This window comes from Achromobacter sp. RW408 (assembly GCF_003184165.1).
Lineage (GTDB): Bacteria > Pseudomonadota > Gammaproteobacteria > Burkholderiales > Burkholderiaceae_B > Achromobacter > Achromobacter xylosoxidans.
On record NZ_QHHO01000047.1, the window covers coordinates 118,530 to 143,589 of the forward strand.

The 25,060-nt window shown below is 68.9% G+C and carries 24 protein-coding genes; 9 read left to right on the forward strand and 15 right to left on the reverse strand.

Annotation, left to right across the window (positions count from 1 at the left end; translation table 11 throughout):
• Positions 1 to 10: 10 nt before the first annotated feature.
• From DK459_RS16855 to DK459_RS16890, 8 genes are all read right to left on the reverse strand, one after another.
• Entirely contained in the window at positions 11 to 1,033 is a 1,023-nt protein-coding gene (locus DK459_RS16855) for an HAD family phosphatase (RefSeq protein ID WP_110134922.1), read from the reverse strand.
• The gene (locus DK459_RS16860; protein ID WP_110134923.1) at positions 1,030 to 2,412 is read right to left on the reverse strand and encodes a BatD family protein; all 1,383 of its coding nucleotides are present in this window, start codon (positions 2,410 to 2,412) and stop codon (positions 1,030 to 1,032) included. The genes DK459_RS16855 and DK459_RS16860 overlap by 4 nt, the downstream gene beginning before the upstream one ends.
• A complete protein-coding gene (locus DK459_RS16865) occupies positions 2,409 to 3,920 on the reverse strand; it encodes a VWA domain-containing protein (protein ID WP_110134924.1) in 1,512 nt (503 codons plus the stop codon). The genes DK459_RS16860 and DK459_RS16865 overlap by 4 nt, the downstream gene beginning before the upstream one ends.
• A complete protein-coding gene (locus tag DK459_RS16870) occupies positions 3,905 to 4,924 on the reverse strand; it encodes a VWA domain-containing protein (protein WP_053500818.1) in 1,020 nt (339 codons plus the stop codon). The genes DK459_RS16865 and DK459_RS16870 overlap by 16 nt, the downstream gene beginning before the upstream one ends.
• Entirely contained in the window at positions 4,911 to 5,411 is a 501-nt protein-coding gene (locus tag DK459_RS16875; protein ID WP_020928279.1) for a DUF4381 domain-containing protein, read from the reverse strand. Before DK459_RS16875 ends, DK459_RS16870 begins: the two co-directional genes overlap by 14 nt.
• A complete protein-coding gene (locus tag DK459_RS16880; RefSeq protein WP_020928278.1) occupies positions 5,408 to 6,352 on the reverse strand; it encodes a DUF58 domain-containing protein in 945 nt (314 codons plus the stop codon). Before DK459_RS16880 ends, DK459_RS16875 begins: the two co-directional genes overlap by 4 nt.
• A gap of 4 nt (positions 6,353 to 6,356) precedes the next feature.
• Positions 6,357 to 7,328 (reverse strand): MoxR family ATPase, encoded by a 972-nt coding sequence (locus DK459_RS16885; RefSeq protein ID WP_024069400.1) that lies wholly within the window; start codon positions 7,326 to 7,328, stop codon positions 6,357 to 6,359.
• A gap of 91 nt (positions 7,329 to 7,419) precedes the next feature.
• Entirely contained in the window at positions 7,420 to 8,568 is a 1,149-nt protein-coding gene (locus tag DK459_RS16890) for a formylglycine-generating enzyme family protein (protein WP_006386594.1), read from the reverse strand.
• Positions 8,569 to 9,200: 632 nt separating this feature from the next.
• Between DK459_RS16890 and DK459_RS16895 the strand changes: the two genes are divergently transcribed.
• Positions 9,201 to 9,968 (forward strand): hypothetical protein, encoded by a 768-nt coding sequence (locus DK459_RS16895; protein WP_006386593.1) that lies wholly within the window; start codon positions 9,201 to 9,203, stop codon positions 9,966 to 9,968.
• Between the two features lie 59 nt (positions 9,969 to 10,027).
• Positions 10,028 to 10,996 (forward strand): hypothetical protein, encoded by a 969-nt coding sequence (locus DK459_RS16900; protein ID WP_006386592.1) that lies wholly within the window; start codon positions 10,028 to 10,030, stop codon positions 10,994 to 10,996.
• Positions 10,997 to 11,023: 27 nt separating this feature from the next.
• Here DK459_RS16900 and DK459_RS16905 read toward each other — a convergent pair whose 3' ends face one another.
• Complete coding sequence (locus tag DK459_RS16905; protein ID WP_165596183.1) at positions 11,024 to 12,934, reverse strand: tetratricopeptide repeat protein; 1,911 nt, start codon at positions 12,932 to 12,934, stop codon at positions 11,024 to 11,026.
• A gap of 258 nt (positions 12,935 to 13,192) precedes the next feature.
• Between DK459_RS16905 and DK459_RS16910 the strand changes: the two genes are divergently transcribed.
• Positions 13,193 to 16,627: an autotransporter domain-containing protein gene (locus tag DK459_RS16910; protein ID WP_158288276.1), complete on the forward strand. Its 3,435-nt coding sequence runs from the start codon at positions 13,193 to 13,195 to the stop codon at positions 16,625 to 16,627.
• A 79-nt stretch (positions 16,628 to 16,706) separates the two neighbouring features.
• Here the strand turns inward: DK459_RS16910 and DK459_RS16915 are convergent, their stop codons facing one another.
• The 5 genes from DK459_RS16915 to DK459_RS16935 all read right to left on the reverse strand — a co-directional run bounded on the left by DK459_RS16915 (position 16,707) and on the right by DK459_RS16935 (position 20,598).
• Positions 16,707 to 17,093: an Hsp20/alpha crystallin family protein gene (locus DK459_RS16915; RefSeq protein ID WP_020928275.1), complete on the reverse strand. Its 387-nt coding sequence runs from the start codon at positions 17,091 to 17,093 to the stop codon at positions 16,707 to 16,709.
• 34 nt (positions 17,094 to 17,127) lie between these two features.
• Complete coding sequence (locus DK459_RS16920) at positions 17,128 to 17,571, reverse strand: Hsp20/alpha crystallin family protein (RefSeq protein ID WP_060720417.1); 444 nt, start codon at positions 17,569 to 17,571, stop codon at positions 17,128 to 17,130.
• A 275-nt stretch (positions 17,572 to 17,846) separates the two neighbouring features.
• The gene (gene groL, locus DK459_RS16925) at positions 17,847 to 19,469 is read right to left on the reverse strand and encodes a chaperonin GroEL (protein ID WP_006386587.1); all 1,623 of its coding nucleotides are present in this window, start codon (positions 19,467 to 19,469) and stop codon (positions 17,847 to 17,849) included.
• A 31-nt stretch (positions 19,470 to 19,500) separates the two neighbouring features.
• On the reverse strand, positions 19,501 to 19,818 hold the full coding sequence (locus tag DK459_RS16930; RefSeq protein ID WP_006386586.1) for a co-chaperone GroES: 318 nt from the start codon (positions 19,816 to 19,818) through the stop codon (positions 19,501 to 19,503).
• A gap of 159 nt (positions 19,819 to 19,977) precedes the next feature.
• Entirely contained in the window at positions 19,978 to 20,598 is a 621-nt protein-coding gene (locus tag DK459_RS16935; protein WP_049054564.1) for a hypothetical protein, read from the reverse strand.
• 204 nt (positions 20,599 to 20,802) lie between these two features.
• Between DK459_RS16935 and DK459_RS16940 the strand changes: the two genes are divergently transcribed.
• From DK459_RS16940 to DK459_RS16965, 6 genes are all read left to right on the forward strand, one after another.
• Positions 20,803 to 21,399, forward strand: a complete 597-nt coding sequence (locus tag DK459_RS16940; RefSeq protein WP_006386584.1) for an NAD(P)H-dependent oxidoreductase — start codon at positions 20,803 to 20,805, stop codon at positions 21,397 to 21,399.
• Between the two features lie 19 nt (positions 21,400 to 21,418).
• Positions 21,419 to 22,024 carry a TetR/AcrR family transcriptional regulator gene (locus DK459_RS16945; RefSeq protein WP_070540682.1) on the forward strand — a complete coding sequence of 202 codons (606 nt, stop codon included), beginning with the start codon at positions 21,419 to 21,421 and terminating at the stop codon, positions 22,022 to 22,024.
• Positions 22,025 to 22,097: 73 nt separating this feature from the next.
• Positions 22,098 to 22,490, forward strand: a complete 393-nt coding sequence (locus DK459_RS16950; RefSeq protein WP_054443650.1) for a hypothetical protein — start codon at positions 22,098 to 22,100, stop codon at positions 22,488 to 22,490.
• Between the two features lie 135 nt (positions 22,491 to 22,625).
• Positions 22,626 to 23,894, forward strand: a complete 1,269-nt coding sequence (locus DK459_RS16955; RefSeq protein ID WP_110134926.1) for a hypothetical protein — start codon at positions 22,626 to 22,628, stop codon at positions 23,892 to 23,894.
• Positions 23,895 to 24,039: 145 nt separating this feature from the next.
• Positions 24,040 to 24,318: a type II toxin-antitoxin system RelE/ParE family toxin gene (locus tag DK459_RS16960; RefSeq protein ID WP_006386579.1), complete on the forward strand. Its 279-nt coding sequence runs from the start codon at positions 24,040 to 24,042 to the stop codon at positions 24,316 to 24,318.
• A gap of 11 nt (positions 24,319 to 24,329) precedes the next feature.
• Positions 24,330 to 24,620: a HigA family addiction module antitoxin gene (locus DK459_RS16965; protein ID WP_006386577.1), complete on the forward strand. Its 291-nt coding sequence runs from the start codon at positions 24,330 to 24,332 to the stop codon at positions 24,618 to 24,620.
• 93 nt (positions 24,621 to 24,713) lie between these two features.
• Here DK459_RS16965 and DK459_RS16970 read toward each other — a convergent pair whose 3' ends face one another.
• On the reverse strand, positions 24,714 to 25,043 hold the full coding sequence (locus DK459_RS16970; protein WP_049054559.1) for a DUF202 domain-containing protein: 330 nt from the start codon (positions 25,041 to 25,043) through the stop codon (positions 24,714 to 24,716).
• Between the last annotated feature and the right edge of the window lie 17 nt (positions 25,044 to 25,060).

The window sequence follows — 25,060 nt, forward strand, 5'->3', positions numbered from 1 at the left end:
ACCACAATCACTACTGGTCGAACGAATACACCTGCTTCCACTCCTGCTGCATGTCCACCACGGTCCACCCCTGGCGGCGAGCCTCGTCCAGCGCCTTGTCCAGGCGGCCGATCTTGGAATCCCGGTCGTAGGCCCACTCACGCCGGGCATCCGTGTGATGCACCAGCGCCGCCAGCCGCGGTCCGGGGCCGGCGGCGGTCCACTGCAGCATCTGCAGGTCGCCGTCCGAATTGCCGAAAGCCAGGATCGGCCGCTTGCCGATCTGGCGCTGGATCGACACGGGCTTGCCCGGGCCGTCATCGTTGAATTCCAGCTTGGCCGTGCGCCACAGGGTGGGCTTGCCGTCACGCACGTCGAAGGTCGTCACGAAGGTCGTGCCGATGACCTGTTCGGGCGGAATGCCATAGGCCTGCTGCGCCCAGGCGCGCATGAATTCGACCTCGCCGCCCGACACGATGTAGGTCTTGAAGCCGTTCGCCCTCAGGTAATCGAGCAGTTCGCGCATCGGCTTGTAGATCATGGCGGTGTAGGGCTGCTGGAAGCGCGGATGGCGCGCCGTGCCGACCCAATGCCTGACACTGTCGGTGAAGGCCTCGGTCGTCATGTCGGCATGCGTGACGCCGACAATCTTGATCAGGCCCTCCGTGCCGCTGGCCGCGAGCGCCGCATGGTCGCCCGCCAGCGCCGCCTGATAGGGTTGCTCGCGCCGCCACTGCGGGTGGCTGGGCGCCATTTCCTTGACCCGGTCGAGCGAGAACAGCAGTTCGAAATACGCCGGTTGCTCGCTCCACAGCGTGCCGTCATTGTCGAACACCGCGATGCGGTCCGCCTCGGGCACGTAGCCCGCGCCGCCCGGCGTGGTCACGGTCCGCACGAAGTCCACGATGGCGCGGCGCGACGGCCCGTCGTTCCATGAAGGCAAGGTGGCTGCCGGGTCGGCGCGGTGGCCCGCGCAAGCCGACAACAGCCCGATCGCCATCACGCCACACAGCAGGCGCCAGCGGCGCCACACCTGCATTCCCCAGTCGCTCATGGGTTGCTCCTTGCGGGCCCGCGGCCCGTTGCCGATGCGCCGTCCGGGCGCGGATTCAGGTGGCGCGGCAAGGCATGCGGCGCCGGGTGCGCCGCCGCGGCGCGCCACGCCCGACGCCAGCCGCGCGACAGCGCCAGCCACTGCGCGCACGGCGCCGCGCCCTGGCGCTGCGGACCATAGGTGGCTTCGAGCAGCGCGTTGCCGGCGTCCCGCTGCGATGCCTGCGCGGCGCGCAGCGCGCCGCGCAGGTCCGGGCTGTGGGCGGCAAGGCCGAGCCAGCGGTAGAACGCGGTCAGGCCGGCGGCCGCGTCGCCGGGCGCGCGCCGCCACTGCCGCCAGGCATAGCGCTCGCCCGCGCGGTAGCGCGCCCGCGCCGCTCGCAACCGGGCGCGCGCCGCCGTCGCCAGCCGCCGCAGCGGATAGCGGGCCGACCAGGCAAGCAGCGCCAGTGCGATCACGGCGGCCGTGGCATGTAGCCAGGCGGCCGGAATCACCCAGCGCAGGCCCTGGCGCAGATGCGCCAGGTCATCGGCCAGCGAAAACGGCGGCGCGGCGGCGGGCGCGGCGCCGACCTGGAAGCTGCGTCCCGGCAGGCGGGCCTGCGCGCCGCCGGCGCCGCTCGCGTCCCGCGAGTCCCAGGACAGGGCGGGCAGGGCGGCTTCGCCGGCCGCCAGCGGCTCGTAGTCGCTGCGGTCGACGCGCTGGCCGCCCAGGAAGCCGCCGCGGCCGTCGGTCAGCGTCGTCACTTCCGGCTCATGCGGATAGCGCTTGAAGCCGGGCACGTCGCGCAGCGGGGCCGGGGGCAGCATCATCGGCTGCACCCCCATGGCGCGCTGCGTGACCGACCGCGTGATGCGCCCGCCCACGACGGCCGGATCGGGCGCCAGGCTGAATGCCTGGGATACCTCCGGCGCGGGTGCCGGTGCGGCTGCGCCGCCCGCCGTGGCGGGCGTGGCCGTCACCTCGAACGTGAGCGGCTGGCTGGCGCCCGCGGCGTCACGCTGGCCCGGACCGACCTTGGCGCTGACCCGCAACGGCGGCACCGTCACCGTGCCGGCCGCGGCGGGGCTGAGCAGGTAGGTGTAGCGCAAGCCGCTGTAGGCCACGCCGTCGATGGTTTCATGCAGGATCGCGCCTTCACCGGTGGCGGGCGTCACCATGACGCCCGGCAGGCTCAGCGCGGGCAGTTGCGGCGGCTGGGTGAACCAGGTCGATGTAAGCACGTCCAGTTGCAGCGGCACCGTGGCGCCCTGCGCGATCCGCGCCGCGTCCTGGATAGCGGCGCGCACGCGCAACGCCGGCGCGGCGTCCTGCGCCCGGGCGGGGACGCACGCCAGGGCCAGCGCCCACAGCAGGCCGGCGAGCATGGCGGTTTTCATGGCGTGGCCTCGCGCATGCTGTCTTCCACCGCGAACTTGCCGCGCAGGAACTGGGCCGGCGACAGCGTCAGGTTGCGCAGCCATACGTCTTCGGAAACGGCCTTGGGCGCCGCGGCCGTCTTCATCCTGGCGTCCTTGGCGGCGCGGTCCTGGCGGCTCTGGTCGGGCGGTTCGGCCTGGTCGCCCTGGTCTTCCTGCGTCATGGCGGCCAGCAGCCGGCGCAGGATGTCGCGATTGAAGACGGCGTCGGGCCACTCCGGGCGCAGGGCCAGCGCCTTGTCGTAGGCCGCCAGCGCGGCGTCGTATTGGCGCAGGCGAGTCTGGCAGTTGCCCACGTAGAAGTGGGCCTGCGGTGTGTCCAAGGCGGAGAACGCCGTCAGTGCCGCGGCATAGTCGCCAGCCTCATAGGCGGCGCGGCCCTTCCAGTACGGATCGGCGAAATGGGCCGCGGCAGCCGCATAGTCGCCGTGGTCGAATGCCCACCGGCCTTGCTGGTCCGGCGTGAGGAAGGCGTCCGCCCAGGCTCCCGCCTGGACCGGCTGCGGCGCGGTCCAGATGCCGGCCACCAGCAGGCAGGCCGACCACGACACGCGCCAGCCCCGCCGCAGCGCCATCAGCGCCAGCAAGGCCAGCGGCCAGCACAGCCAGTAGCCGGCGTCGCGCCAGTGTGGTTGCGCCGTGGCGGCGTCCTGGACCGCGCGGAAATGCTGTTGCGCATGCAGCCGGACCCAGTCCAGATCGTCGGCGCTGCGCGTCAGGCTGCCCAGGGAGGCGTGCGCGGCCTGCGCCAGGTCGCGCAGCGCGCCGGTGTCCAGGCCGTTGATACCCACGGCCATGACCAGTACCTGCAGGTCGGGCGCGGCGCGGGCGGCCTTGCCCACCGCGTCCAGGGTGGCGGGATCGGCGCCATCGGTCAGCAGCAATACCGAACCCCCGGCGCGCTCGGCGCGCAGCACCTGGTTGGACAAGGCGATGGCGCCCGCGACGTCGCGGCCGCGCGCCGGCAGCAGATCGGTGGCCAGCGCCTGCGCGAACAGGTCGAGCAGGGCGGCATCGTCGGTCGGCGGCAGCACCAGATGGCTGGTGCCGGCATACACCACCAGGCCGGTCTTGGCGCCCTTGCGCTGGGCGGCGATGTCGCGCACGCTGCGCTTGACGGCTTCGAGCCGGCTGGGCGGCACGTCCGCCGTGTCCATCGAGGCGGACAGGTCCACCGCCAGCACCAGCGGCGCCACATTGTCCAGATAACCGGGCTCGTCGCGCTGCCAGGTGGGCCCGGCCGCGGCGACCGCGCCCAGGGCCAGTAGCGCCGCCAGCACGTCGATGGGGCGCGGTCCACGGCTGCCCGCCGATTGCAGCAGCAGATAGGGCAACAGCTGCGGCGCGATGCCGCTGTGCCGTGGCCGCGCGCGCAGGGCGCGCCACCCGGCCCACAGCAGCGCGGCGGGCACCAGGCCCAGCAGCCACAGGGGCCGCAGGAAGTGGAAGGCGCTCAGGTCGAGGTCCATGCGCCGTCCTCTTTTTCCCGCGCCACCGACTGCCCATCCCGCCGCCATGCCAGCAGCGCCGCGATCGCATGCCACAGCGCCAGCAGCAGCACCGCCAGGCCCACTGGCACCCAGAAGAAATCGCGCTTGGGCTGGTGGCTCAGCGTGTCGACCCGGCGCGGCGTGATCTGGTCCAGGGTCGCATACACCTGTTGCAGGCTCTCGCGGTCGTTGGCCTGGAAGAAGCGCCCGCCGGTGGCCTGCGCAATGTGTTCGAGCAGGCCGAAATCGACCTTGTCATCGCCGCGCGCTTGCGGGTCGCCCATGCCGATGGTGTGGATGCGGATGTGATGCTGCGCGGCCAGGGTGGCGGCGCGTTGCGGCGGCACCGCGCTGCCGGTGTCGTTGCCGTCGGTCAGCAGGATCAGCACCTTGTCGGGTTCGTCCACGGCATCCAGCATGCGGATGGCCAGGCCGATGGCGTCGCCGATGGCGGTATTGGGCCCGGCCATGCCAACCGCCGTGTGCCGCAGCAGCAGTTGCAGCGCCGCGTGGTCCAGCGTCAGCGGCGCCTGCGGATAGGCGGCCGTGCCGAATACGATCAGCCCCAGCCGGTCGTCGCCGCGCCGGGTGATGAAGTCCGCCACCACGGCCTGCACCGCGCTCCAGCGGCTGACCGGGCGCCCCTGCGCGTCGCGGAAATCCGTGCTGTCCATGGACTGCGAAATATCGAGCGCCAGCAGCACGTCGCGCACCGGCCGGCTGTGCGTGAGCGGCGGCTCCACCCATTGCGGCCGTGCCAGCGCCAGCACCAGCAGCAGCCAGACCGCCACCCCGAGCCACGCCTGGGCGCCGCCGCGCGACGCTTCGGGCCGGTGCGGCGAGCGGCCGGTGAGCGTGGCGATCTGCTCGAAGAACGGCATGCGCAGCGCCGAGCGGGCGGGTCGATAGGGCGGCAGCAGGCGCCAGGCGACCCAGGCCAGGGGCGCCAGCGCCAGCAGCCACGGATATTCAAGCCGCCACATGGTGCCGCTCCATCCAGACGCGCGTTTCGCGCAGCAACTGCCGCGTCTGCGCCGGCGCGAGGCCGCGCAGGCGATCGTCGGGCGCATAGGCGATGACCGCCAGCAGCCGCGCGCTGTCCGGCGCCAGCGCGACGCTGCCGGCCGCCAGCGCGCGCACCCAGGCGTCGCCGCTGAGCGCGCCGACGCCGCCGGTCTTCCCGCGGCCCCGTTGCGCCGCCAGGGCGGTGCGCTTGATCAGGCCGGGCAGGGCGCGCAGGGCGAGCGGATCGGCCTGCACGGCCCGATCGAGCCGGCCGAGTTCGGCCAGCGCCTCGCGCCGGTAGCGGTTGCGGCGGCGGTGGCGCAGCGCGGCAAACAAGCCGCCGCCCAGCAGCGCCAGCAGAATCACGCCCAATACCAGCCAGCCCCAGGTCTGCGGCCAGTAGGGCACCGCCGCCGGCAGCGGCAGCTCGCGCAGTTGATCGAGTCCGGGCGGCTCGGCGCTCATGCGCGGCCTCCCGGCGCCGGCATGCGCCCGAGTTCGCGGCGCAGTTGCATCAGCGCATCGTCGGCCGTGTCGATCGAGAGCAGCGGCACCTGGCTGCGGCGCAACAGGTCCGCCACCTCGCGCAGGCGGCCGCTGAAGAAGTCGGCCAGCGGCCGGCGCTCGCGCTCGCGGCCGATGGCCACTTCGATCTGCAATTCTCCCTGCGAGACCACCAGCCGGCCGCGCCGCGGCAGGTCCTGCGCCATGGGGTCGTACACCAGCATCGCCAGCACGTCGTTGTGCGCGGCCAGCAGCCGCAGCAGGCGCAGCGTCTGCGCATCGGCGCCGACGAAGTCGCTGATGACGCAGACCAGCCCATCGTGCGGCATCAGGGCCTGGGCGGCCCGCAGCGCCTGGTTGAGCGCGCCGTCGGCGTCCCGCGCGGCGCTGTCGGCCGAGAGCGCGCCGTTGACGCGCGCCACCGCGGCGAGCATCTCACGCACCCGGTCGCGGCTGCGCAGCGGAGCGATGGCGTGGCTGCCGTCATCGCCGAAGACAATGCCGCCGACGCGGTCGCCAGCGCGGTAGACGGTCCAGGCCGCCAGGGCGGCCATCCGCGCGGCGACGGCGCACTTGAAGGCGCGCACGGAGCCGAAATACATGCTCATGCGCTGGTCCACCACGATCAGCGCGGGCCGGTCCCGTTCCTCGGTGTAGGTGCGCACGTAGGGCTTGCCGTAGCGTAGCGAGGCGCGCGCGTCCAGTTGCCGCAGGTCGTCGCCCGCGACATAGCGGCGCAGTTCGGAGAAATCCAGGCCGCGCCCGCGCAGGCGGGAGGCGTGCAGGCCGGCCAGCACACTGTGCGGTTTCTGGCGCGCGCCCAGCGAAAGCCCCTGGACGGCCGCCTCCAGCCCGACGAGTTCGGACAGGGGCGGATGCACGGGATGCGGGGGCACGCTCATGGATCTAGGCCGGCACGGCGACGGTATCGAGCAGGCGACCGATCACGGCCTCGGGCGTCAGCCCATCCGCCACGGCGTCGTACGAAAGGTGCAGGCGGTGGCGCAGCACCGGCAAGGCCACGGCGCGCACATCGTCGGGCGTGCTGAAGGCGGCGCCGCTCAGCCAGGCATGCGCGCGCGCGGCGCGATCCAGGGCGATGGCGCCGCGCGGACTGGCGCCGATCTGCAGCCAGCGCCCCAGGTCCGCGTCGTGGTCGGCCGGCCGGCGGGTGGCATTGACGAGGTCCACGATGTACTCGTCGACCGCGGGCGCGACCTGCACCGCCGCCACCTCATCGCGACAGGAGAACAGGGCTTCCTGAGACAAGGGCGCCGCCGCGCGCGTGCCGCCGGCCGCGGCCGGATGGCGCAACAGCGCCAGCATGGCGGCCTCGTCGGCGGCGGCCGGGTAGTCCAGCCGGATCTTCATCAGGAAGCGGTCCATCTGCGCTTCCGGCAAGGGATAGGTGCCTTCCTGCTCGATCGGGTTCTGGGTGGCCACCACCATGAACAGCGCCGGCATCGGGCGCGTGGTGCCGCCCACCGTGACCTGCCTTTCCTCCATGGCCTCCAGCAGCGCCGACTGCACCTTGGCCGGGGCGCGGTTGATTTCGTCGGCCAGGATGATGTTGCCGAACAGCGGTCCCTGCTGGAACTGGATGCGATGGCCGCCCGCGCCATCGGCTTGCAGCACGTCGGCGCCGGTGATGTCCGAAGGCAGCAGGTCCGGCGTGAACTGGATGCGGCTCATGCGCGCGTCCAGGTTGGAGGCCAGTGCCCGCACCGTGCGGGTCTTGGCCAGGCCCGGCAGGCTTTCCAGCAGGATATGGCCGTCGGCCAGTAGGCCGACCACGATCATCCGGACGACCGCGTCCTGGCCCAGCACCTGTTGGTTGATGGCGCTTTCGAGCGCGAGAATGGCATCGCGTTGACTCATGAAGACAAGCCCCTCCCCAAGTGGTGGCTTCATTCATGCGGGCGCACGCCGCGGACGGCGCGGCGGCGCGGCAGTTCGACTGCGTGTTATTTCAACGTTGCGCCAGGGCGTCCTGGCGGGCGCGCGCGACCTTCCATTGTTCCGGCGTCATCACCGTGCGAAAGCCCAGGTGCGACATGCCGTTCATGGGATCGTTGCCGCGCCTGGCGCTGGCGCGATAGCTGATGCAATAGGTGTCGCTGCACAGGAACGATCCGCCGCGCACCACCCGTTTGGGCGCATTGCGCGGCACGTTGCCGTCGTCCGGATCGAAGCTGTCTTTCGGCCCGGCAGGGTCCAGCGGCGGCCGGCGGTATTGCGATTGGGTCAGGAAGGCATCCGCGCGATACCAGTCCGCGGTCCACTGCCAGACGTTGCCCGCCATGTCGTAGAGGCCGTAGCCATTGGGCGGAAAGCTCGCCACCGGCGTGGTGCCGACCTGCACCTTTTCATCGGTCACCACCGGGAAGGGCTGGCGTTGCTGCGTATCCCAGATGTTGGCCATGGCCTGGCCGCGCGGGGCGAGTTCGTCGCCCCAGATATAGGTGGCCTGCTCCAGTCCGCCGCGCGCCGCGAATTCCCATTCGGCTTCGGTGGGGAGCCGTTTGCCTGCCCAGGCGGCGTAGGCCTGGGCGTCTTCGTAGGAGACCTGCACGACCGGATGGTCGTCCTTGCCTTCGATGCTGCTGGCGGGCCCCTGCGGGTGCCGCCAATTCGCGCCCGCCACGAAGCGCCACCAGCGGCTGTAGTCGCGCAGCGAGACTTCCTGTTCGGTGCCGGTGAAGACCATGGCGCCGGGCACCAGGGCGGCATCGATGGGGCGAGGCGTGCCGGGCGGCAATTGCACCGCCAGGTCTTCCCAGCGGGGTTTGCGTTCGGCGGTGGTGAGGTAGCCGGTGGCGTCGACGAAGCGGCGGAATTCGGCGTTGGTGACGTCGTGGGCGTCCATCCAGAAACCCGTCAGGCGCACCCGATGCGCGGGCCGCTCGTTCGGTTGCGACATGCGGTGGTCGTTGCCCATCAGGAATTCCCCGGCGGGAATCCAGGCCATGCCTTGCGGGCCGTTCTTGCCGTCGCCCATTCTGGCGACACCCTGCTGTGACGGGGCGGGGGTGGACGTGCTGGCGACGTAGCCGCCCAGCGCGGTGGCCGCGGCGATGATGGACGCGACTGTCAAACCGATCTTCAATTGCTGTTTCACGTGACCTCTCCGAATTGCTGCCAAGACGGACTGCCAAGCCCTTGCAGCCTGGCGGGACACCACAAACCTGCCTGATCGTACTGACTGAACCGATTATCGAATTAATGCGAATATTACATAAATGAGGATACAAAGCTAATACGACTGATCAGCGCCGGCATAGCGCATTATCGAAACAACATGTAATCAGGGCGGCTGTTGCGGCGCGGAATATCGCGAACATTAAAACGCGGTCGCCAGCAAGGCGTAATCCGGGCGCATGCCGCATGCGCGGGATATTCGCAAAAGTGTTGATATCGCCGTGCGGATCGGTTAATAACTGAAAACCCCGCCACGAGAAACCAGGGCGCGGCGCGGAAATAATGCGGATTATTCTCCGTGCGCGTTCGCCCTGGCCGCAGTTTGCAGGTTGTCATTGGCCGCTTTCCAGGGTGATCGATGAAACACGCTGCACCGCCTTCCCGAAGTCACGTGTCATTCATGGCGCGGCAAGGCGCGCGCATCGGCCCGCCGCCGCATCGACGAGCATTGCCATTGCCGCCACGCTCCGCGACCGCGCCATCCGCCGGCCGCGGCAGGCACGAAACACATCCGGTTGGATTCAAGGCGCATGACTACGCACAGGTGACGGCATGGATTATTCCCTGATTCTGTTTTTCCTGGCGCTGGCGTTCTTCCTGCTGCTGTTGCTGGCCATGAATATCGGCAGGCGGCTCGGCCGGGGCGGCGACGAGAAGAGCCGCGCGGGATCGGCGGCCGTCGAGGCCTCGGTGTTCGCGCTGCTCGGGCTGTTGATCGCCTTCACCTTTTCCGGCGCGGCGCAGCGCATGGCGGAGCGCCGCAACCTTCTGGTGCTGGAGGTCAACGCCATCGGCACGGCCTGGCTGCGGATCGACCTGCTTGCCGCGCCCGCGCAACCCGCGCTGCGCGACGCGTTCCGCCGCTATGTCGACGAGCGCATCAACTACTACCGACATGTGGCCGACCTCGAGGCGCGCGAGGCGATCGCCGCCAAGGTAGCGGGCTTGCAGAAGCAGATCTGGCAGGGCTCGATCCAGGCCGCCAACGACAGCGTGCCGCCGTTTGCCGCGTCGTACATCAACGCGGTCAACGAGATGTTCGACGTCGCCACCACGCAATCGGTCGCGCAGAAGGTGCATCCGCCCATCATGGCCTACCTGTTCCTGGGGCTGCTGGCGCTGGTCAGCGCCGCACTCGTCGGCATGAACCTGGCCGTCGCCAATCGCTCGGGCTGGATGCACCAGGTGGTCTATGCGCTGGTCATGACCGCCGCCCTCTACATCATCATCGATTTCGAATTCCCGCGGATAGGCACCATCCGCATCGACCAGAGCGACGCGCTGCTGCTGTCGCAGCGGCAGGCCATGGTGGACCCATAGCGCGCGCCGACGCGCGCTGTCTCCCACGCATTTTCCTTCTCATGGCGAGGATCCGGATCATGGCGGCATCGAGGTTGCGGTGGTGGCGGTCGCAATGGTGGCTGGCGGGGCTGCTGGCCTGTGCCGCGCCGCCGTTGGCCGGCGCGCAGGGCCTGCGGCTGACGCACGATGATCTGCAAAAGCGCGCCAACGGCGTGCTGGCGCTGATGTCGTTTTCGATCGTGCCCGACATCACCACCAGTTCGCTGAAAATCGGCAGCGGCGGCGGTTCGACCGCGGGTTCCAACGACTTCTTCATGACCCAGCTGGGCGGGGGCGACACGATTTCCCAATCGGTGCCGATCTACCTGGAAGGCGTGCTGGCCGCGAGCCGCTACGATCCGACCTTCGTCGCCACGCAGGGCGCCGAAACCCGCCGGATCCCGACGCGCTGGAACAGCATTTCGGCAACCGGCGGGATCGGCTGGGATTTCAAGCTCGCCGACGAACTCAAGCTGCGCCCCATCTTCAACTTCGCGCTGGGCAATGTATCGAGCGACCTGCGCGCGGCCAGCTGGTACGTGGGCCGCCAGACCGGTCGCGATATCGATTTCCTGGACAAGGGATCGCTCAACGCCTATGGCCTGGGCGGGTCCCTGATGCTCGACTACGAGCACTATCGCCCGGGCTATGAAGTCGACGTGGAACTGCGCTATTCCGATATCCGCCTGCAAAGCTTCGACAGCTCGGCCGCCGTCAAGGGCCGCGCCACCGCGCAGTCGGCCAATCTGTGGGCCCGCTACCGCGCGCCCACCGGGCTCACCGCGCTGCAGCGGCCGGTGCGCTATGTGCTGGAACTGACCCATTCGGAATTCCTGGGCGACCAGCGCGGCATTCTGGGGTTCGACCGACTGACCTCGCTGGGCGCCGGGCTGGAGTTGGACTCCAGCGCCTACGACGTCTTCATCACCCGCACCCGGTTGGTGGGCCGCTATGTGTTCGGCACCAATGTGCGCGGCTTTTCCGTGGGGCTGGCGGTCAGTTTTTGAAGTTGGCCGGGCGCGAGGGCCGGGACGTTATTCGTCGGCGGAACGTGCCGTACGCAAAACGCGCAGCGCGTCAGCCACCTCCTCCAGCACCGGCTGCCATGCATGCGGAGCCGGTTGGCGGAACAGGCGTATTGACGGATACCAGGGACTGTCGCGGCGCTCCCGCAGCCAGCGCCAGTCGGACGCGAAGGGCAATAGCGCCCAGGCCGGGCAGCCCAGCGCGCCAGCCAGGTGGAGCGGCGATGAGTCCACCGACACCAGCACATCCAGCTGGGTCAGAATGGCCGCGGTGTCGTCGAAGTCGCGGATATCCTGGCTCAACGGCACCATGCTCAGGCCCGGCGGGGGCGAGGCCGCCTGGGCCGACGCCTCGCCCAGTTGCAGGCCGACGAAGGTGACGCCGGCCTGCGCCAGCGGGGCCAGATCGGCCAGGGCCAGGGAACGCTGGGCGTCGCGCGGATGGGTCGGCCGGCCGGCCCAGACCAGGCCGACCAGGGGGCGCGGCAAGTCAGCCAGCCGCGCGCGCCAGAGAGCCACACAGGCCGGGTCGGCGCGCAGGTAGCCAGTGCGCACGGGCAGGTCGTCAAGCCGCAAGCCCAGCGCCAGCGGCAGGCTCATCAGTTCGCAGTGCGAATCGAACGGCGGCGGCGGCGAGCCAGTGACGATGACTTCGTCAATCCCGTCGCCGCGCCGCGCCAATGCGTGGCACGGCTCCTTGACCTCCAGGACGATGCGGGCGCCGCTGCGCGCGCGGGCCAGCGCCACCAATTGCAGGAACTGGAAGGTATCGCCGTAGCCTTGCTCGTCATGCAGCAGCAGCGTCTGGCCGGGAATGGGGCGGCCGTCCCAGCGCGGCTTTTGCACGTGGCGGGCCAGCGCCGCCGTGTGCGCCAGGTGATAGCGGTAGCGGTATTCGCGCCAGCCGGCATCGAAATCTCCTTCCGTCAGCAGCACCTCCGCCAGCTCGAAACGCGACCCCGCGTCGCCCGGCTCCGCGCGCAGCACGCGCTCCAGGGCGTCGCGCGCTTCCCGCAGTTTTCCCTGCGGCCGCAGGGCCTGGACCAGCAGGCGCAGCAGCGCGACATGATGCCCCGCCTGCGTCAGCGCGTCGCGCAACAACCTTTCGGCCTGGGCGTGTTGGCCCTCGCGGAGCAACGCCTCGGCCTCGCGCAGCGTGTGTTCGTCGTGCGGTGGGGGCTGCTTCGAATGTGTGCCCGGCCCCCCCTGTAGCGGGGACTGCCGTGGCCGCGCGCGCTCCAGCGCGGCCAGATTCAGGTGCGCCTGCGGCAGCAGCGGATCGATCTCGATGGCGCGCCGGATGGCGGCCAGGGCGGCCTCGTGCCGGCCGTCGTCGCCCAACGCCACCGCCATGTTGCTCAAGGCCTGCGCGTAGTCCGGGTCCAATTCCAGGGCGCGGCGGTAATGCGCCAGCGCCTGCGGGTTGTCGCCCAGGCGCTTGCAGGTGTTGCCCAGGTTGTTGTGGGCCTGCGGGCTGTCGGGCAGCAACGCGGCCACGCGCTGCAGGCAATCGAGGCTGGCGGCAAGCTGGCCTGCCTCCTGCAGGATGATGCCCAGGTTGTTCCAGCCCTCGGCCAGCCCCGGGTCGGCGGCTACCGCGCGGCGGGCGGCCGCCTCGGCTTCGTCGAGCCGTCCCTGCTGGCGGCACACTTCCGCCAGATTGCTGCAATAGGCGGCCGGCGCCGCGGGCGGCTGGCAGGCCGCGCGCAGGTGCGCCAGCGCCAGCGCTGGGTGGCCGTACGCATGCGCGATCAGGCCGAGCAAATGCCGCGCGTCGGGCTGGTCCGGAACCGCGTCCAGCACGCGCAGGCAAAGGTCTTCGGCTTGCGCGGCCTGACCGGCGTTCCAGTGCGTGTGGGCCAGGGCGATGGCCTCGCGGACGGTCAACGGCGGGGCGCCGCGGTCGGCGGTCGGGCCCAAGAAGGTCGCTCCTTGTAAATCGGCATTGGCGGCAAAAGTGTGATTATCTTCGCGGTGGGCAGGAATTGACCAGTGATTGCGCCTTTTCTTTTCGCTTCAGCCGCCGTGGCGCCGGCTATATTGTGCGCAAATATTCCACCCGTTGGCCAAAAAGGCCGCTCGTCCGGTCGTGGATGCGCCGCGCTGTCGCATGCGTCCGCACCACGTTCACAGTGCACCGGGATGACGCCGGCCATCGCAAATACAAGGGCCCCCGCTTTGAACCACATCTACCGTCTGGTATGGAACCGCCGCCTGCGCGTCTGGCAAGCGGCGTCGGAACTGGCATCGCAAGCGCGCGCGGGCGGGATCTCGCGCGGCCCCGTCCTGCCTTTCCCGCCGCGCCGTCATGCGCTGGGCGCCGCGCTGGCGCTCGCACTGGCCGGGACCGGCGGGGCGGCCCAGGCGGACTGTATCCGCGTCGGCCTTCTCGTCCAATGCGCCTCGCCAGCCAATCCTGTCACGCCGTCCTACGCGGATGCGTCCAATAACCTGGAGGTCACCGTGACTGGCACGGGGTCGTTGGGCGTCATACCGCCCGGCGGCGGCACCGCGCTCAGCCTGACCGGCAGCAACGTGACCGTGTCGAACCATGGCAAGATCGACCCTAACCCGCTTGGCGTGAATTCGGCCGGGTCGACCGGCATGTTCGTCGGCAACAGTTCGGCCGGCGTCACACGGGTGACCAATGAGATGACGGGGGCGATTGTCGGCGTCACCCCCGGCGTCGGCGGCGGCTCCAGCCTGCCGTCGCTACTGGGCATGGCCGTGGCCGTGCAGAACGGCAGCGGCGGGACGAGCTATCTCACCAACGCTGGCATGATAAGCAGCAGAGATGTGGACGGCACCGTCACCGCGGCGGCGGACAAGGCCGTCATTGCCGCTTACGGCGGCGCCAAGGTGGAATTCCTCAACGACCGTACCGGCACCATCGTCGGCCGCGTCGCGTTCGAAGCCGCCAGCATTCCCGGCGAGGGGCACAGTTTCACCAATGCCGGGACCATCGTCGGCGGCGTGTCGCTGGGCCAGGGCGGCAACAACACCTTCACCGCCGTCTCCGGCTCCGTCGTGTTTCGCGGCGGGGGATCGTCGTCAGCTGATCTGCCGGTGACCGGCCATGACGGCCTCGCGTTCGCGCCTGCCGGCACGGTCGATGGCGGCATGGGCGGGGGCAACACGCTGGTGCTGCAGAACGCGCTGCCGTCCGCGGGCACGGGCAGCGGCACGGGAGGGGCGGTCACCGCCATCTCGGGGCTGACCTACATCAACTTCCAGAACCTGCGTATCAACAGCGGTTCCTGGATATTGCAGGATTCGCCCCTGGTCTCCGGCGGCAGCGTGACACTCAACGGCGGCCTGGCGACGTTGCAGCACGGCGCCATGCTAGGACTCGGCCCGATCAACGCGAATGGGGGCGCGATTGCCGCCGGCGGCGCGCCGGGGACGTTGAGAATGGCCAACGACTTCGTGCTGGGTCCTGGCGGGCTCACGGTAACAGGCGCCAATGGCATGACGCTGTCCGGCACGCTGTCCGGCGCGGGGGCGCTGAGCCTGACTGGCACCGGCACCGTCATCCTCACCGGCGCCGGCAACCATGCCGGCGGTACTTTCGTGCAAGCCGGCACCCTGCAGATAGGCAACGGCGCCAACTCGGGCAGCCTGGCCGGCGACGCGGACATCGCGGCGGGCGCGGCGCTGGTCTTCAATCGTAGCGATACGGTCCGCTTCGACGGGATACTGCGCGGCGCCGGACAGGTGCGCCAGGCCGGCGCCGGCACCCTGGTGCTGGCTGGCGAGAACGCCTTCGCGGGCACCACGGTGGTCGACGCGGGCACGCTGCAAGTGGGCGATGGCGGCAATCGCGGCTCGTTGCGCGGCAATATCGTCAACAACGCCAACCTGCGGTTCGATCGCGCGGACGACTCCGCCTACAGTGGCGCGATTTCCGGCGCGGGCGCAACGACGAAGCTGGGAGCCGGGACGCTCGCGCTCACCGGCGACAGCAGCGCCTACACGGGCGCCACGCAGGTGGCGGCCGGCACGTTGCAGGTGGACGGCAAGCTTGGCGGCCAGGTGCTTGCCGCGAGCGGATCGACGCTGTCCGGCTCCGGAACGCTGGGCGCGGTGACCATCGCATCCGGCGCCACCCTGGCCCCGGGCAGCGCCAACCTTCCCACGGGCCGCATGAACGTGCAGGGGGACCTGACCTTCCAACCGGGCTCCGTCTTTCGCGTCGCCACCACCCCCGATGGCATGGCCAGCAGTGTGCGGGTGGCCGGCAGCGCCAGCCTGGCCGGCTCGGTCGTGCACATCGGCCAGAACGGCAACTATGCGCCTTCCACCACCTATACCATCCTGACCGCGGACAATGGCGTGCTGGGACGCTTCGACAGTGTCTCGAGCAACCTGGCGTTCCTGACGCCGTCGCTGGCCTACGACAGTCAGCGCGTCGATCTGATGGTGAGCCTCAAGCAGGTTCCGTCCGATGACGGCGGCTCCCGCCCGATCCAGTTTGTCGACGCGGCGGCCAGCGGTAACCAGCGCGCGGTGGCGCGGGCCCTGCAGAGCCTGGCGCCGGAGAGCGCGTTGTACCGGCACGTGTTGAACCTGCCGGACGGCATGCCCGCCCAGGCCTTCAATGCGCTCTCGGGCGAGGCCCATGCCAGCGCGATGTCGATCCTGCAGGGCGCCACCAGCGCAATGACGCAGATGCCGCTGTCGCGGCTGCGCGCCAATCTGGGCGCGGGCTGGGCCCCTGGCGCGCCGACGGCGCAGCTGGGCAGGGGCGATGCCGCGTCGCTGCCGCAATCGAATGCGCAACCGCTCTGGACCCAGGTGTTCGGCAATTGGACCACCCTGGGCGGCGACGGCAACGCCGCCCGTACCACGCAGACTGACTCGGGCATGATCCTCGGCGGCGACGTGGCGGTCGGCGCGCAATGGCGCCTGGGCGGCGCGCTGGGCTACACCAACAGCCGCAGCCGCACCAGCGACCGGGCCTCCAGCGCCGACGTCGACAGCTACAGCGTCACGCTATATGGCGGCCGGGCCTTCGAGGCCGGCGCGGGCCGCATCAACCTCAGCCTGGGCGCCGCCTATACCTGGCACGACGTTGACACCCGCCGCAGTACCGCCGCCGCCGGCCTGGACCAGACGCTCAAGGCCGGCTATGGCGCCAGCACGGGACAAGTATTCGGTGAACTCGGTTATGCCGTGCCGTTGAATGACCGGGTCACGCTCGAGCCTTTCGTCGGCGCCAACTTCAGCGACCTGCGTACCCGCGGCTTTTCCGAATCCGGCGGCGACGCGGCGCTGCGTGGCGAGAGCGGCCGCAGTCGCATCACGACCACCACACTGGGCCTGCACGCGCGCAGCGATTTCGAAAGCGCCGGCGCGCGCGGCGCGGTGCAGGGCACGCTGGGATGGCGGCATGCTTTCGGTGATCGCAACCCGCTCAGCACGATGTCCTTCGTCCAGGGCGGGGACGCGTTTTCGGTAACGGGGGCGCCGGTGGCGCAAGACGCCGTCGTGGTCGAACTCGGCGTGGGCATCGACGTCAGCAAGCGCACCACGGTAAGCGCACTGTATGGCGGGCAGTTCGGCGATGGCAACCGGCAGAACAGCGGCACGCTGGAAGTGAAATACCGCTACTGACTCCGGCAGCGTCCCGCGCGGCGCGAGCCCGGATTGTGAAAACGCCGCGCCACGGCAGTGCCGCGGCGCGGCGCATCGTTTACGCCACCGTCACCGGAATCTGGCGCGGCTGCGCTTCGCGCACACGCGGCACGCGCAGCGTCAGGACCCCTTGCTTGAGGTTGGCGCTGATCGCGTCCTTGTCGAATTCCGGTCCCAGCCGGAACGAGCGGCGAAACAGCGGCTCGCGCAGTTCGCTGTGGATCAGGCGCAGTTCCTGCGGCACCGGCACGGCGGCTTCGCCTTCGATGACGAGCACGTCGGATTCGACCTTGATGTTCAGGCGTTCCTTGGTGACGCCGGGCAGGTCGGCCAGCACCGTGACGCCGGCGGTGTCCTCGAAAATGTCCACGGCGGGCAGGGTGGCGGGGCGCCGCTGCGCGGCGCGGCTTTCTTGTTCGACAACGAGTTCGTTACGCGTATTCATGATGCTATCTCCTGAATAGTGCGATGGGCGGGCGTTACTGCACCGTGATGAGACGCGGCTTGGACGACTCCTTCTTCTTGATGGAGACCAACAGGCAGCCGTCGACATAGCGCGCCTGCACGTTGTCCGCGTCGACGTCGGCCGGCAGTTCGATGGCGCGGGTGAATGAACCGTCGGCGCGTTCACGCGCGTAGTAGCGCGCGTTCTCGGGCAGCGCCTGCGCTTCGCGCGTGCCGCTGATCGTCAGCAGGCCTTTCTCGATGGACACTTTCAGGGTGTCCGGATCGATGCCGGGGATGAATGCCACCACGACCGCGGCCTCATCCGACACGCCGATATTGACCGGCGGAAAATGCCCGCGCGGCAGGGCGCGCAGGGTGGCGGGCAGGCCCGCGCCGCGCAGGATGCGGTCCATCTGTTCCTGGACCGCGTCGAAGAAGGACTCGACACCGGTATCGGTGAATGGGTAGTTCGCCATGATTACCTCCCAAGATGGTTTGGACAGGATCGGGGCCGCTTCATGCGTCGCAATCGCCAGCCGCTCGACCGCTTCAACAGAGATATGAGTGCGGTCCGCGCGGATTCAAGACCCGCCATTTTTGATTCGTGAAATCGTGTGGCGCAAGCGCATAGACAGCATCGAACGGCGGCTCGCGAGGACGCGGGGACGACGTTTTTTTCGCGCCGCGCACGCAAAAAAAAGGCACCGCGCCAGTGGCGCGATGCCTTCACGCTGCTCCGGTCCGAGCCGGATCAGAAGTCCATGGCTTCGGCCGGCGCCGCCTGCGGCTTGGTCTCTTCGGCGGCCTGCGCGACGGTCGCGTCCGTCGTCAGGATCAGGCCGGCGATCGACGCGGCGTTCTGCAGCGCGGTGCGCGTGACCTTGGTCGGGTCGACCACGCCGATTTCCACCAGATCGCCGTACTCGCCGGTGGCCGCGTTGTAGCCATGATTGCCCTTGGCGTCCGCCACCTTGGCCACCACCACCGACGGCTCCTCGCCGGCGTTGGCCACGATGGCGCGCAGCGGCGCCTCCAGGGCGCGGCGCACGATGCGGATGCCGGCGTCCTGGTCGGCATTGGCGCCCTTGAGGTCCTGGATGGCCGCGCGGGCGCGCAGCAATGCCACGCCGCCGCCGGGCACGATGCCTTCCTCGACGGCCGCGCGGGTCGCATGCAGGGCATCGTCGACGCGGTCCTTCTTCTCCTTCATCTCGACTTCCGTGGCGGCGCCGACCTTGATGACGGCCACGCCGCCAGCCAGCTTGGCCACGCGTTCCTGCAGCTTCTCGCGGTCGTAGTCGCTGGTGGCGTCCTCGATCTGCTTGCGCAGCGTCTTGACGCGGGCGTCGATGGCTTCCTGCTTGCCGGCGCCGTCGATGATGATGGTGTCTTCCTTGCGCACCTCGATGCGCTTGGCGCTGCCCAGGTCCTGCAGCGTGGCCTTCTCGAGCTGCTTGCCGGTCTCTTCCGAAATGACCGTGGCGCCCGTGAGGATGGCGATGTCCTCCAGCATGGCCTTGCGGCGGTCTCCAAAGCCCGGCGCCTTGACCGCGGTGACCTTGAGCACACCGCGCATGGCGTTGACCACCAGCGTGGCGAGCGCTTCGCCTTCGACATCCTCGGCCACGATCAGCAGCGGCTTGCCGGCCTTGGCGGCGCCTTCCAGCACCGGCAGCAGTTCACGCACGTTGGAGATCTTCTTGTCGTACAGCAGCACCAGCGGGTCGTCGAGCTGGGCCACCTGCTTCTCGGGATCGGTGATGAAGTAGGGGCTCAGGTAGCCGCGATCGAACTGCATGCCCTCGACGATATCGAGTTCGTTGTCCAGCGACTTGCCGTCCTCGACGGTGATCACGCCTTCGCGCCCGACCTTGTCCATCGCGTCGGCGATGATCTTGCCGATGGCCTCGTCCGCGTTGGCCGACAGCGCCGCCACCTGCGCCGTTTCCTTGCTGGTGGAGATCGGCTTGGAAAGCTTGCGCAGCGCCTCGACCACGCCCGACACGGCCTGGTCGATGCCGCGCTTCAGGTCCATCGGGTTCATGCCGGAGGCCACGTACTTCATGCCTTCCTGCACGATGGCCTGCGCCAGCACGGTGGCGGTGGTGGTGCCGTCGCCGGCCACGTCGGCCGTCTTGGAGGCGACCTGCTTGACGATCTGCGCGCCCATGTTCTCGAACTTGTCCTTCAGTTCGATCTCCTTGGCGACCGAGACCCCGTCCTTGGTGATGGTGGGCGCGCCGAAGCTGCGTTCCAGCAGCACGTTGCGGCCCTTGGGGCCGAGCGTCACCTTGACGGCATCGGCCAGGATGTTGACGCCCTTGACCACGCGGGCGCGGGCGTTATCGTGGAATTTGACGTCTTTGGCACTCATTTCTTGCTCCTCGATTCGCGATGGCCGGGCCTCAGGCGGCCTTCTTCAATTGCTTGTCCTGCGGCGTGAGCACGGCGAAGATGTCGTCTTCGCGCATGACCAGCAGCTCCTCGCCGTCGACCTTCACGGTCTGGCCGGCATACTTGCCGAAAAGCACGTGGTCGCCCACCTTGAGTTCCGGCTCGCGCAGCGAGCCATCGGCGTTGCGCTTGCCCTGGCCGACGGCGAGTACTTCGCCTTGCTCGGGCTTTTCGGCGGCGGAGTCCGGGATGACGATGCCGGATGCGGTCTTGCGCTGTTGTTCGATTCGCTTGACGATAATCCGGTCATAGAGGGGACGGATCTTCATGACTCTATCTCCTGATGTCTTGATCATCAAAAAGTGAATACCGGCGCGTTACGCGCCGCACGGCGGCGCCACGCATCGGGCATCCACGATCGGGATGCGCAAAAAATCTATGGGCGGGCCAAAGACGCTTCAAGAGTCAAAAATGCATCAAAATGAAACTTAAAGAATCAGAAAATTCTTGCCTCGTCCCAGCCGGTAAAGCACCTTGCGGCGCAGTTCGCGGCCGTCCGGTTGCAGCGGCACCGGGCAGGGCAGGGTGCGTCCGCCGTCGGCGTCCAACGTATCGTCGTCGCCGTCCAGCTGGCGCCACAGGCCGCCCTTGCGCGGCCTGAACAGCCAGCGCACGTAGCCCTTGCGCGCCGCCAGTTCAAGCAGGTCTTGCTGATCCGGCGCTTCCACCACGACGGTGTCGTCCGATGGCGGCAGGTCGGAATAATCGGCGAAGGCGCGGTGGCCGGCCACGGCTTCCGAGGCTGGCGCGTTCAGGCGCCACCACGGCGGGCGCGCCACGCGCTCGACATCCCAGGCGCCGAGCGCCCATCCGGCGTCGATGATCGCGCGGTCCAGCACGGCAAAATCGTGCCAGCGCAGATTGAGCTGGACCGCCGACCCGGCGACGGAGCGCAGTCCGCCGTCCGCCGTGCCATCACGGTGAAAGCCATGCCAGTGCAGCGTGAGAATGAGCGGCGTGTCGGCCTTGCGGATGGCGCTGGCCGTCACGGCATACAGCGGCATGCGCAGGGCCGCGGTGTGCGAAGCGATCGTCTCGATGATATCCATGCGTGCGACTCCAACGACAAGCCTGCGTGGCAGGCCATGGCAACGATTTCGCTGGAGCAAATTTATCGCTTCGGGCGGGGATGCTCAAGATCGCGGCGGACACCGCCGGACGAACATGCCGGAAGCGCGCGGGTGGTTGATCTTCCATTACCTACCAAAAGTAGGCTACTATTTGTATATAGAAACTCTGTACGGAAGATCCCCATGCACGCGCTTATCGTTGTCGCACATCCCGACCCCGCATCCCTGACCCATGCCATCGCCGCCCAGCTCGCGCAGGGCGTTGTCGCCCGCGGCCCGGAGCATTCCTTCGAGATCGCGGATCTGGCCGCGGAAGGGTTCGATCCGAGGTTCACCCAGGCCGATGTGGCCCTGCATCTGAAGCAGGCCGCGCCGTCGCCGGACGTCGTCGCCGAGCAGGCGCGGATCGACCGCGCGGATGCGTTGGTGCTGGTCTATCCGGTTTACTGGTGGTCGTTCCCCGGCCTGTTGAAAGGCTGGATCGACCGCGTGTTTGCCAACGGGTGGGCCTATGACGCCGGCGCGGACGGCAAGCTGGTCAAGAAACTGCAGCGCCTGCCGGTGCATCTGGTTGCCAGTGGCGGCGCCGATATGCGAACCTACGGCAGGCATGGCTACTTCGGCGCCATGAAAACGCAGATCGACCACGGCATCTTCGGCTACTGCGGCGCGCGCGTCGCGACATCGGAACTGCTGCTGCCTTCGGATGCCGGTTTTCCGGCTTCCCATCTCGACGCGGCGCACGCCATCGGTCAGCGGATTTTTGCCGTGCAATCCTGATCGATACCCGAGAATACAGATGTCCGCCGTTCCCGCTCCCGCTTCCCCGCCACGCCGCCGCCTGTCGAAAGACGAGCGCTCGCGCCAGCTGATGGAGGTTTCCTGGAAACTGGTCAGCGAGGAAGGCACCGACGCCTTGACCCTGGGACGCCTGGCCGAAGCGGCCGGCGTCTCCAAGCCGGTGGTCTATGACCACTTCGGCACACGCAATGGCCTGCTGGCCGCCTTGTACCAGGACTTCGACGCGCGCCAGACGGCGATCATCGATGACGCCATTGCCGCCAGCAAGCCGAGCCTGAAGGACAAGGCCGGCGTCATCGCCGAGCGGTACGTCGCATGCGTGTCGACGCAGGGGCGCGAGATTCCCGGAGTGCTGGCGGCGCTGGACGGCTCGCCGGAACTGGCGGCCGTGAAACGGCAGTACCAGTATGCCTTCATCGAAAAATGCCGGCGGCTGTTTGCGCCCTTCGCCGGGCCGCAAGGCATTGCCACGGCCAGCCTGTGGGCCATGCTGGGCGCGGCCGACGCGCTGTCGACCGCGGCCGTCGCCGGTGAAATTTCCGAGGCGCAGGCGTGCGACGAACTCCGCAAGACCATCCTGGATATGGTCAGGCGAAACAAGTGACGCGCGGCGTGGCCAGCGCCGCGCGAATGAGGCCCGTCAGTACAATACCGGCCTGCCCGAAAAAGGAGTTTTCATGGACGTCGCACTCGGCGCAAGAATGGGAGGGCCGGAGGCCGGCTCGCGGTTCCTGCCCGCCGTCGTCGCGTACCGGCCCAGGCTGAAAGCCGCATTGGCGCCGGTCGTGGTGCCTGGCGCCGCCACGCTGGATATCGAGCTATTCGTGGGCGGCAGCATCAGCGACTACGCCGAGTCGGGGTTCAGCGCCGTGGCGAAGTACTCGGGCAAGAAAGCGGCCCTTACGGTTGCCATCCAGGTCCCGCGCCACGACGCGATGGTAGTGGCCGACGCGGACGCGAATGCGGCGGTGGCCAGTTGGGTGGTTCGCGGGCTCGAATCCATGAAACGCTCCGCCAGCGCCGGCGCGCTGGATCTGACCGGGGTGCTGGCGGCGCTCAAGCGCGCGTAAGCGCCGGCCGGCCGCCTCGGTCCGATTGCTGGCGCGGCGGCGCGCGGTCGCGTGTTGTCCGTCGGACACAGCGGGAAGGCACAGAGATGGCTCGGGTATAGTGGGCCCACCTCAATTTCCGGCCGTGTCCGCCCCATGCCATCGTCCATCTTCCGTCCTCGTCTCCCTTCCCTTGGCGCCCTGGCGCTGGCCCTCCTGGCGCTGCCGGGGGCGCAGGCCGACGCCGCCCAGCGCACCGTCTACAAGGGCACGCTGCAAGGGGCCGGCGAGGTGGTGCTGGAACTGGATGACGCGGCCGGCGCCAACGGGGTCGTGAGCGGGCGCTATTTCTACTCGAAGAGCGGCGTCGACATTCCCCTGCGCGGCACGGGCGACGTCCTGTACGAGCCCAAGCCGCACCCGGCGCGGCCTCCGGCTTCGGACACGGCCGCGATCGACGCGCCCGACCGCGCCGCCAGCTGGCAAGGCACGCGTGACGAGAAGGGCTATCGCGGGCAGTGGACCGACACCCGCACCGGCAAGCAACGCCGCTTCGACCTGCAGCGCGTGGCCGGCTACGACACCGCGCAACTCGAACGCGACCGCGCCAAGGCGCGCGCTACGCAGGCCGACGTGGGCGACATCGACCTCAAGGCGGGCATCGACGCTGCCCGCGCGCCCTATGAAACACTGAAGCTGGCCGGCCACGCCAAGCCGGTGGGCAAGGACGTCGGCACGGGCGCGATGGCCTACCGCATGTGGCAGGATCCGCGCACCGGGTTTGCCTATCCACGGCTCAGCCGTCATCCCGATCCGCAGGTCATGCGGCGCGTCAATGACCTGCTGGAACAACGCCACTGGCGCAAGAGCCTGGGCGCGCTGGAATGCATGGCCTCTGCCTACACCAGCACGAATCCCGGCGCGGGCACGCTGGGCGGGTTCGACGAAGAGAACATCAACGTCACCTGGCTGTCGCGCGCGCTGCTGACCGTGACCGAAGCGGGCAGCCTGGATTGCGGCGGGGCGCATCCCGCGAACCATTTCGAGCCATACACCTTCGACTTGCTGCGCGGCGAATACCTCGATTGGAACCGCGTCTTCGACGCCTACGCGCCGGGCAAGCGCAGCTTCGGCCGCGAGCCCAGCGCGGCCCTGCTGGGGCTGGTGGAACAGGTGGTCAAGGCCGGCCCGCCCGAAGACCGCGCCGAGCAGCATCCCAACCTGGAAGATTGCGCCGACCTCTGGCCGCAATACCTGGCCCTGGGCGCCTCTTCGCCAGGGGCATTGAGCCTGTCGGTGTCCGGCGTGGGACACGCCTCGGGCGCCTGCCTGGGCACGCACGGCAGCGTGCCGTTCAAGGCACTGCAACCCTACCTGAAGCCGGGCGGACAGGCGTATCTGGTGACTGACTTGGACTCAAACTGATAAACGACGTGTCATTCTTGACGGTCCAATGTTCGGCGCACAGGATGAGTCCTTGCAGACGCGATGCCGATTGGGATGCCGTGGGGTGAGCACAATTTCACCCTTCAATTCCCGCATCGTGTATCGTTACGGGATACGTTCACGAATGATCATTGGATTTCGCCACAAAGGCCTTGAGGTCTTCTATCGCACCGGTTCGACGCGAGGCATCCAAGCTTCACATGCCGGCAAGCTTAGGCGGATCCTGGCCGTTCTGGATGTGGCTGCCAGGCCTCAGGATATGAGTATGCCCGGCTATAAGCTGCACTCGTTGAAAGGCGAACTCGCGAACCAATGGTCAGTCTGGGTCAATGGCAATTGGCGCGTGACATTCCGCTTTACCGAGGCGGGTGTCGAGCTGGTCGATTATCGCGACTACCATTAGGAATCATCATGATGCATAACCCTCCGCATCCGGGCGAAGTGTTGCGGGAAGACGTTATTGCCCCCTTGGGCCTGTCGGTGACAGACGCTGCTGATCGCCTGGCGATGTCGCGGGTGGCGCTGTCGCGGGTACTCAACGGCAAGGCGGGTATCAGCCCGGACCTCGCCGTCCGATTGGAGCAGGCGGGAGCGGGCACCGCGCAGGCGTGGGTCGCGATGCAGGCGAACTACGATCTGTGGCAGGCATTGCAGCACGAGCAACCGCCAGTCAGGCCCCTGGCTTCCGTGGCGGATGTGCATTAGGCCCGCTTGCGTCACTGGCGTGTGACCGCCCTGGATGAAAAGCGCCCCAAAGGTGTAGCGCGGGAGGAGAGGGGGCAGCGTCGCCACGAGGGTTCAGGACATCGCCGCGTGGAAAAGGCGCACGCCGTGCCAGGCGCCCGCCAGGCACAGCAACAGGGCCGCGCAGGTGGCCGCCATGACGACGCGCGGGTCCGGCGCGCTGGCGCGCGCGCCAAGCGAGGTGGACAGGCGCGCGCGAACGCGGGCATACAGCCAGCCGGCCAGCGCCATGACGAGCAGCCCGACGCCGATCGCGGCGGGTTCCCCGTGCAAGGCTCCGCCGCGCATCAGCAGGAAACTGTTCAGCAGCAGGCCCAGGCAGGTGCGCCGCCAGGCCAGCAGGGTTCGCTCGGGTTGCAGGCCCGGATCGCGGGGATAGGTCATGGTTGGCGCACAGCTGG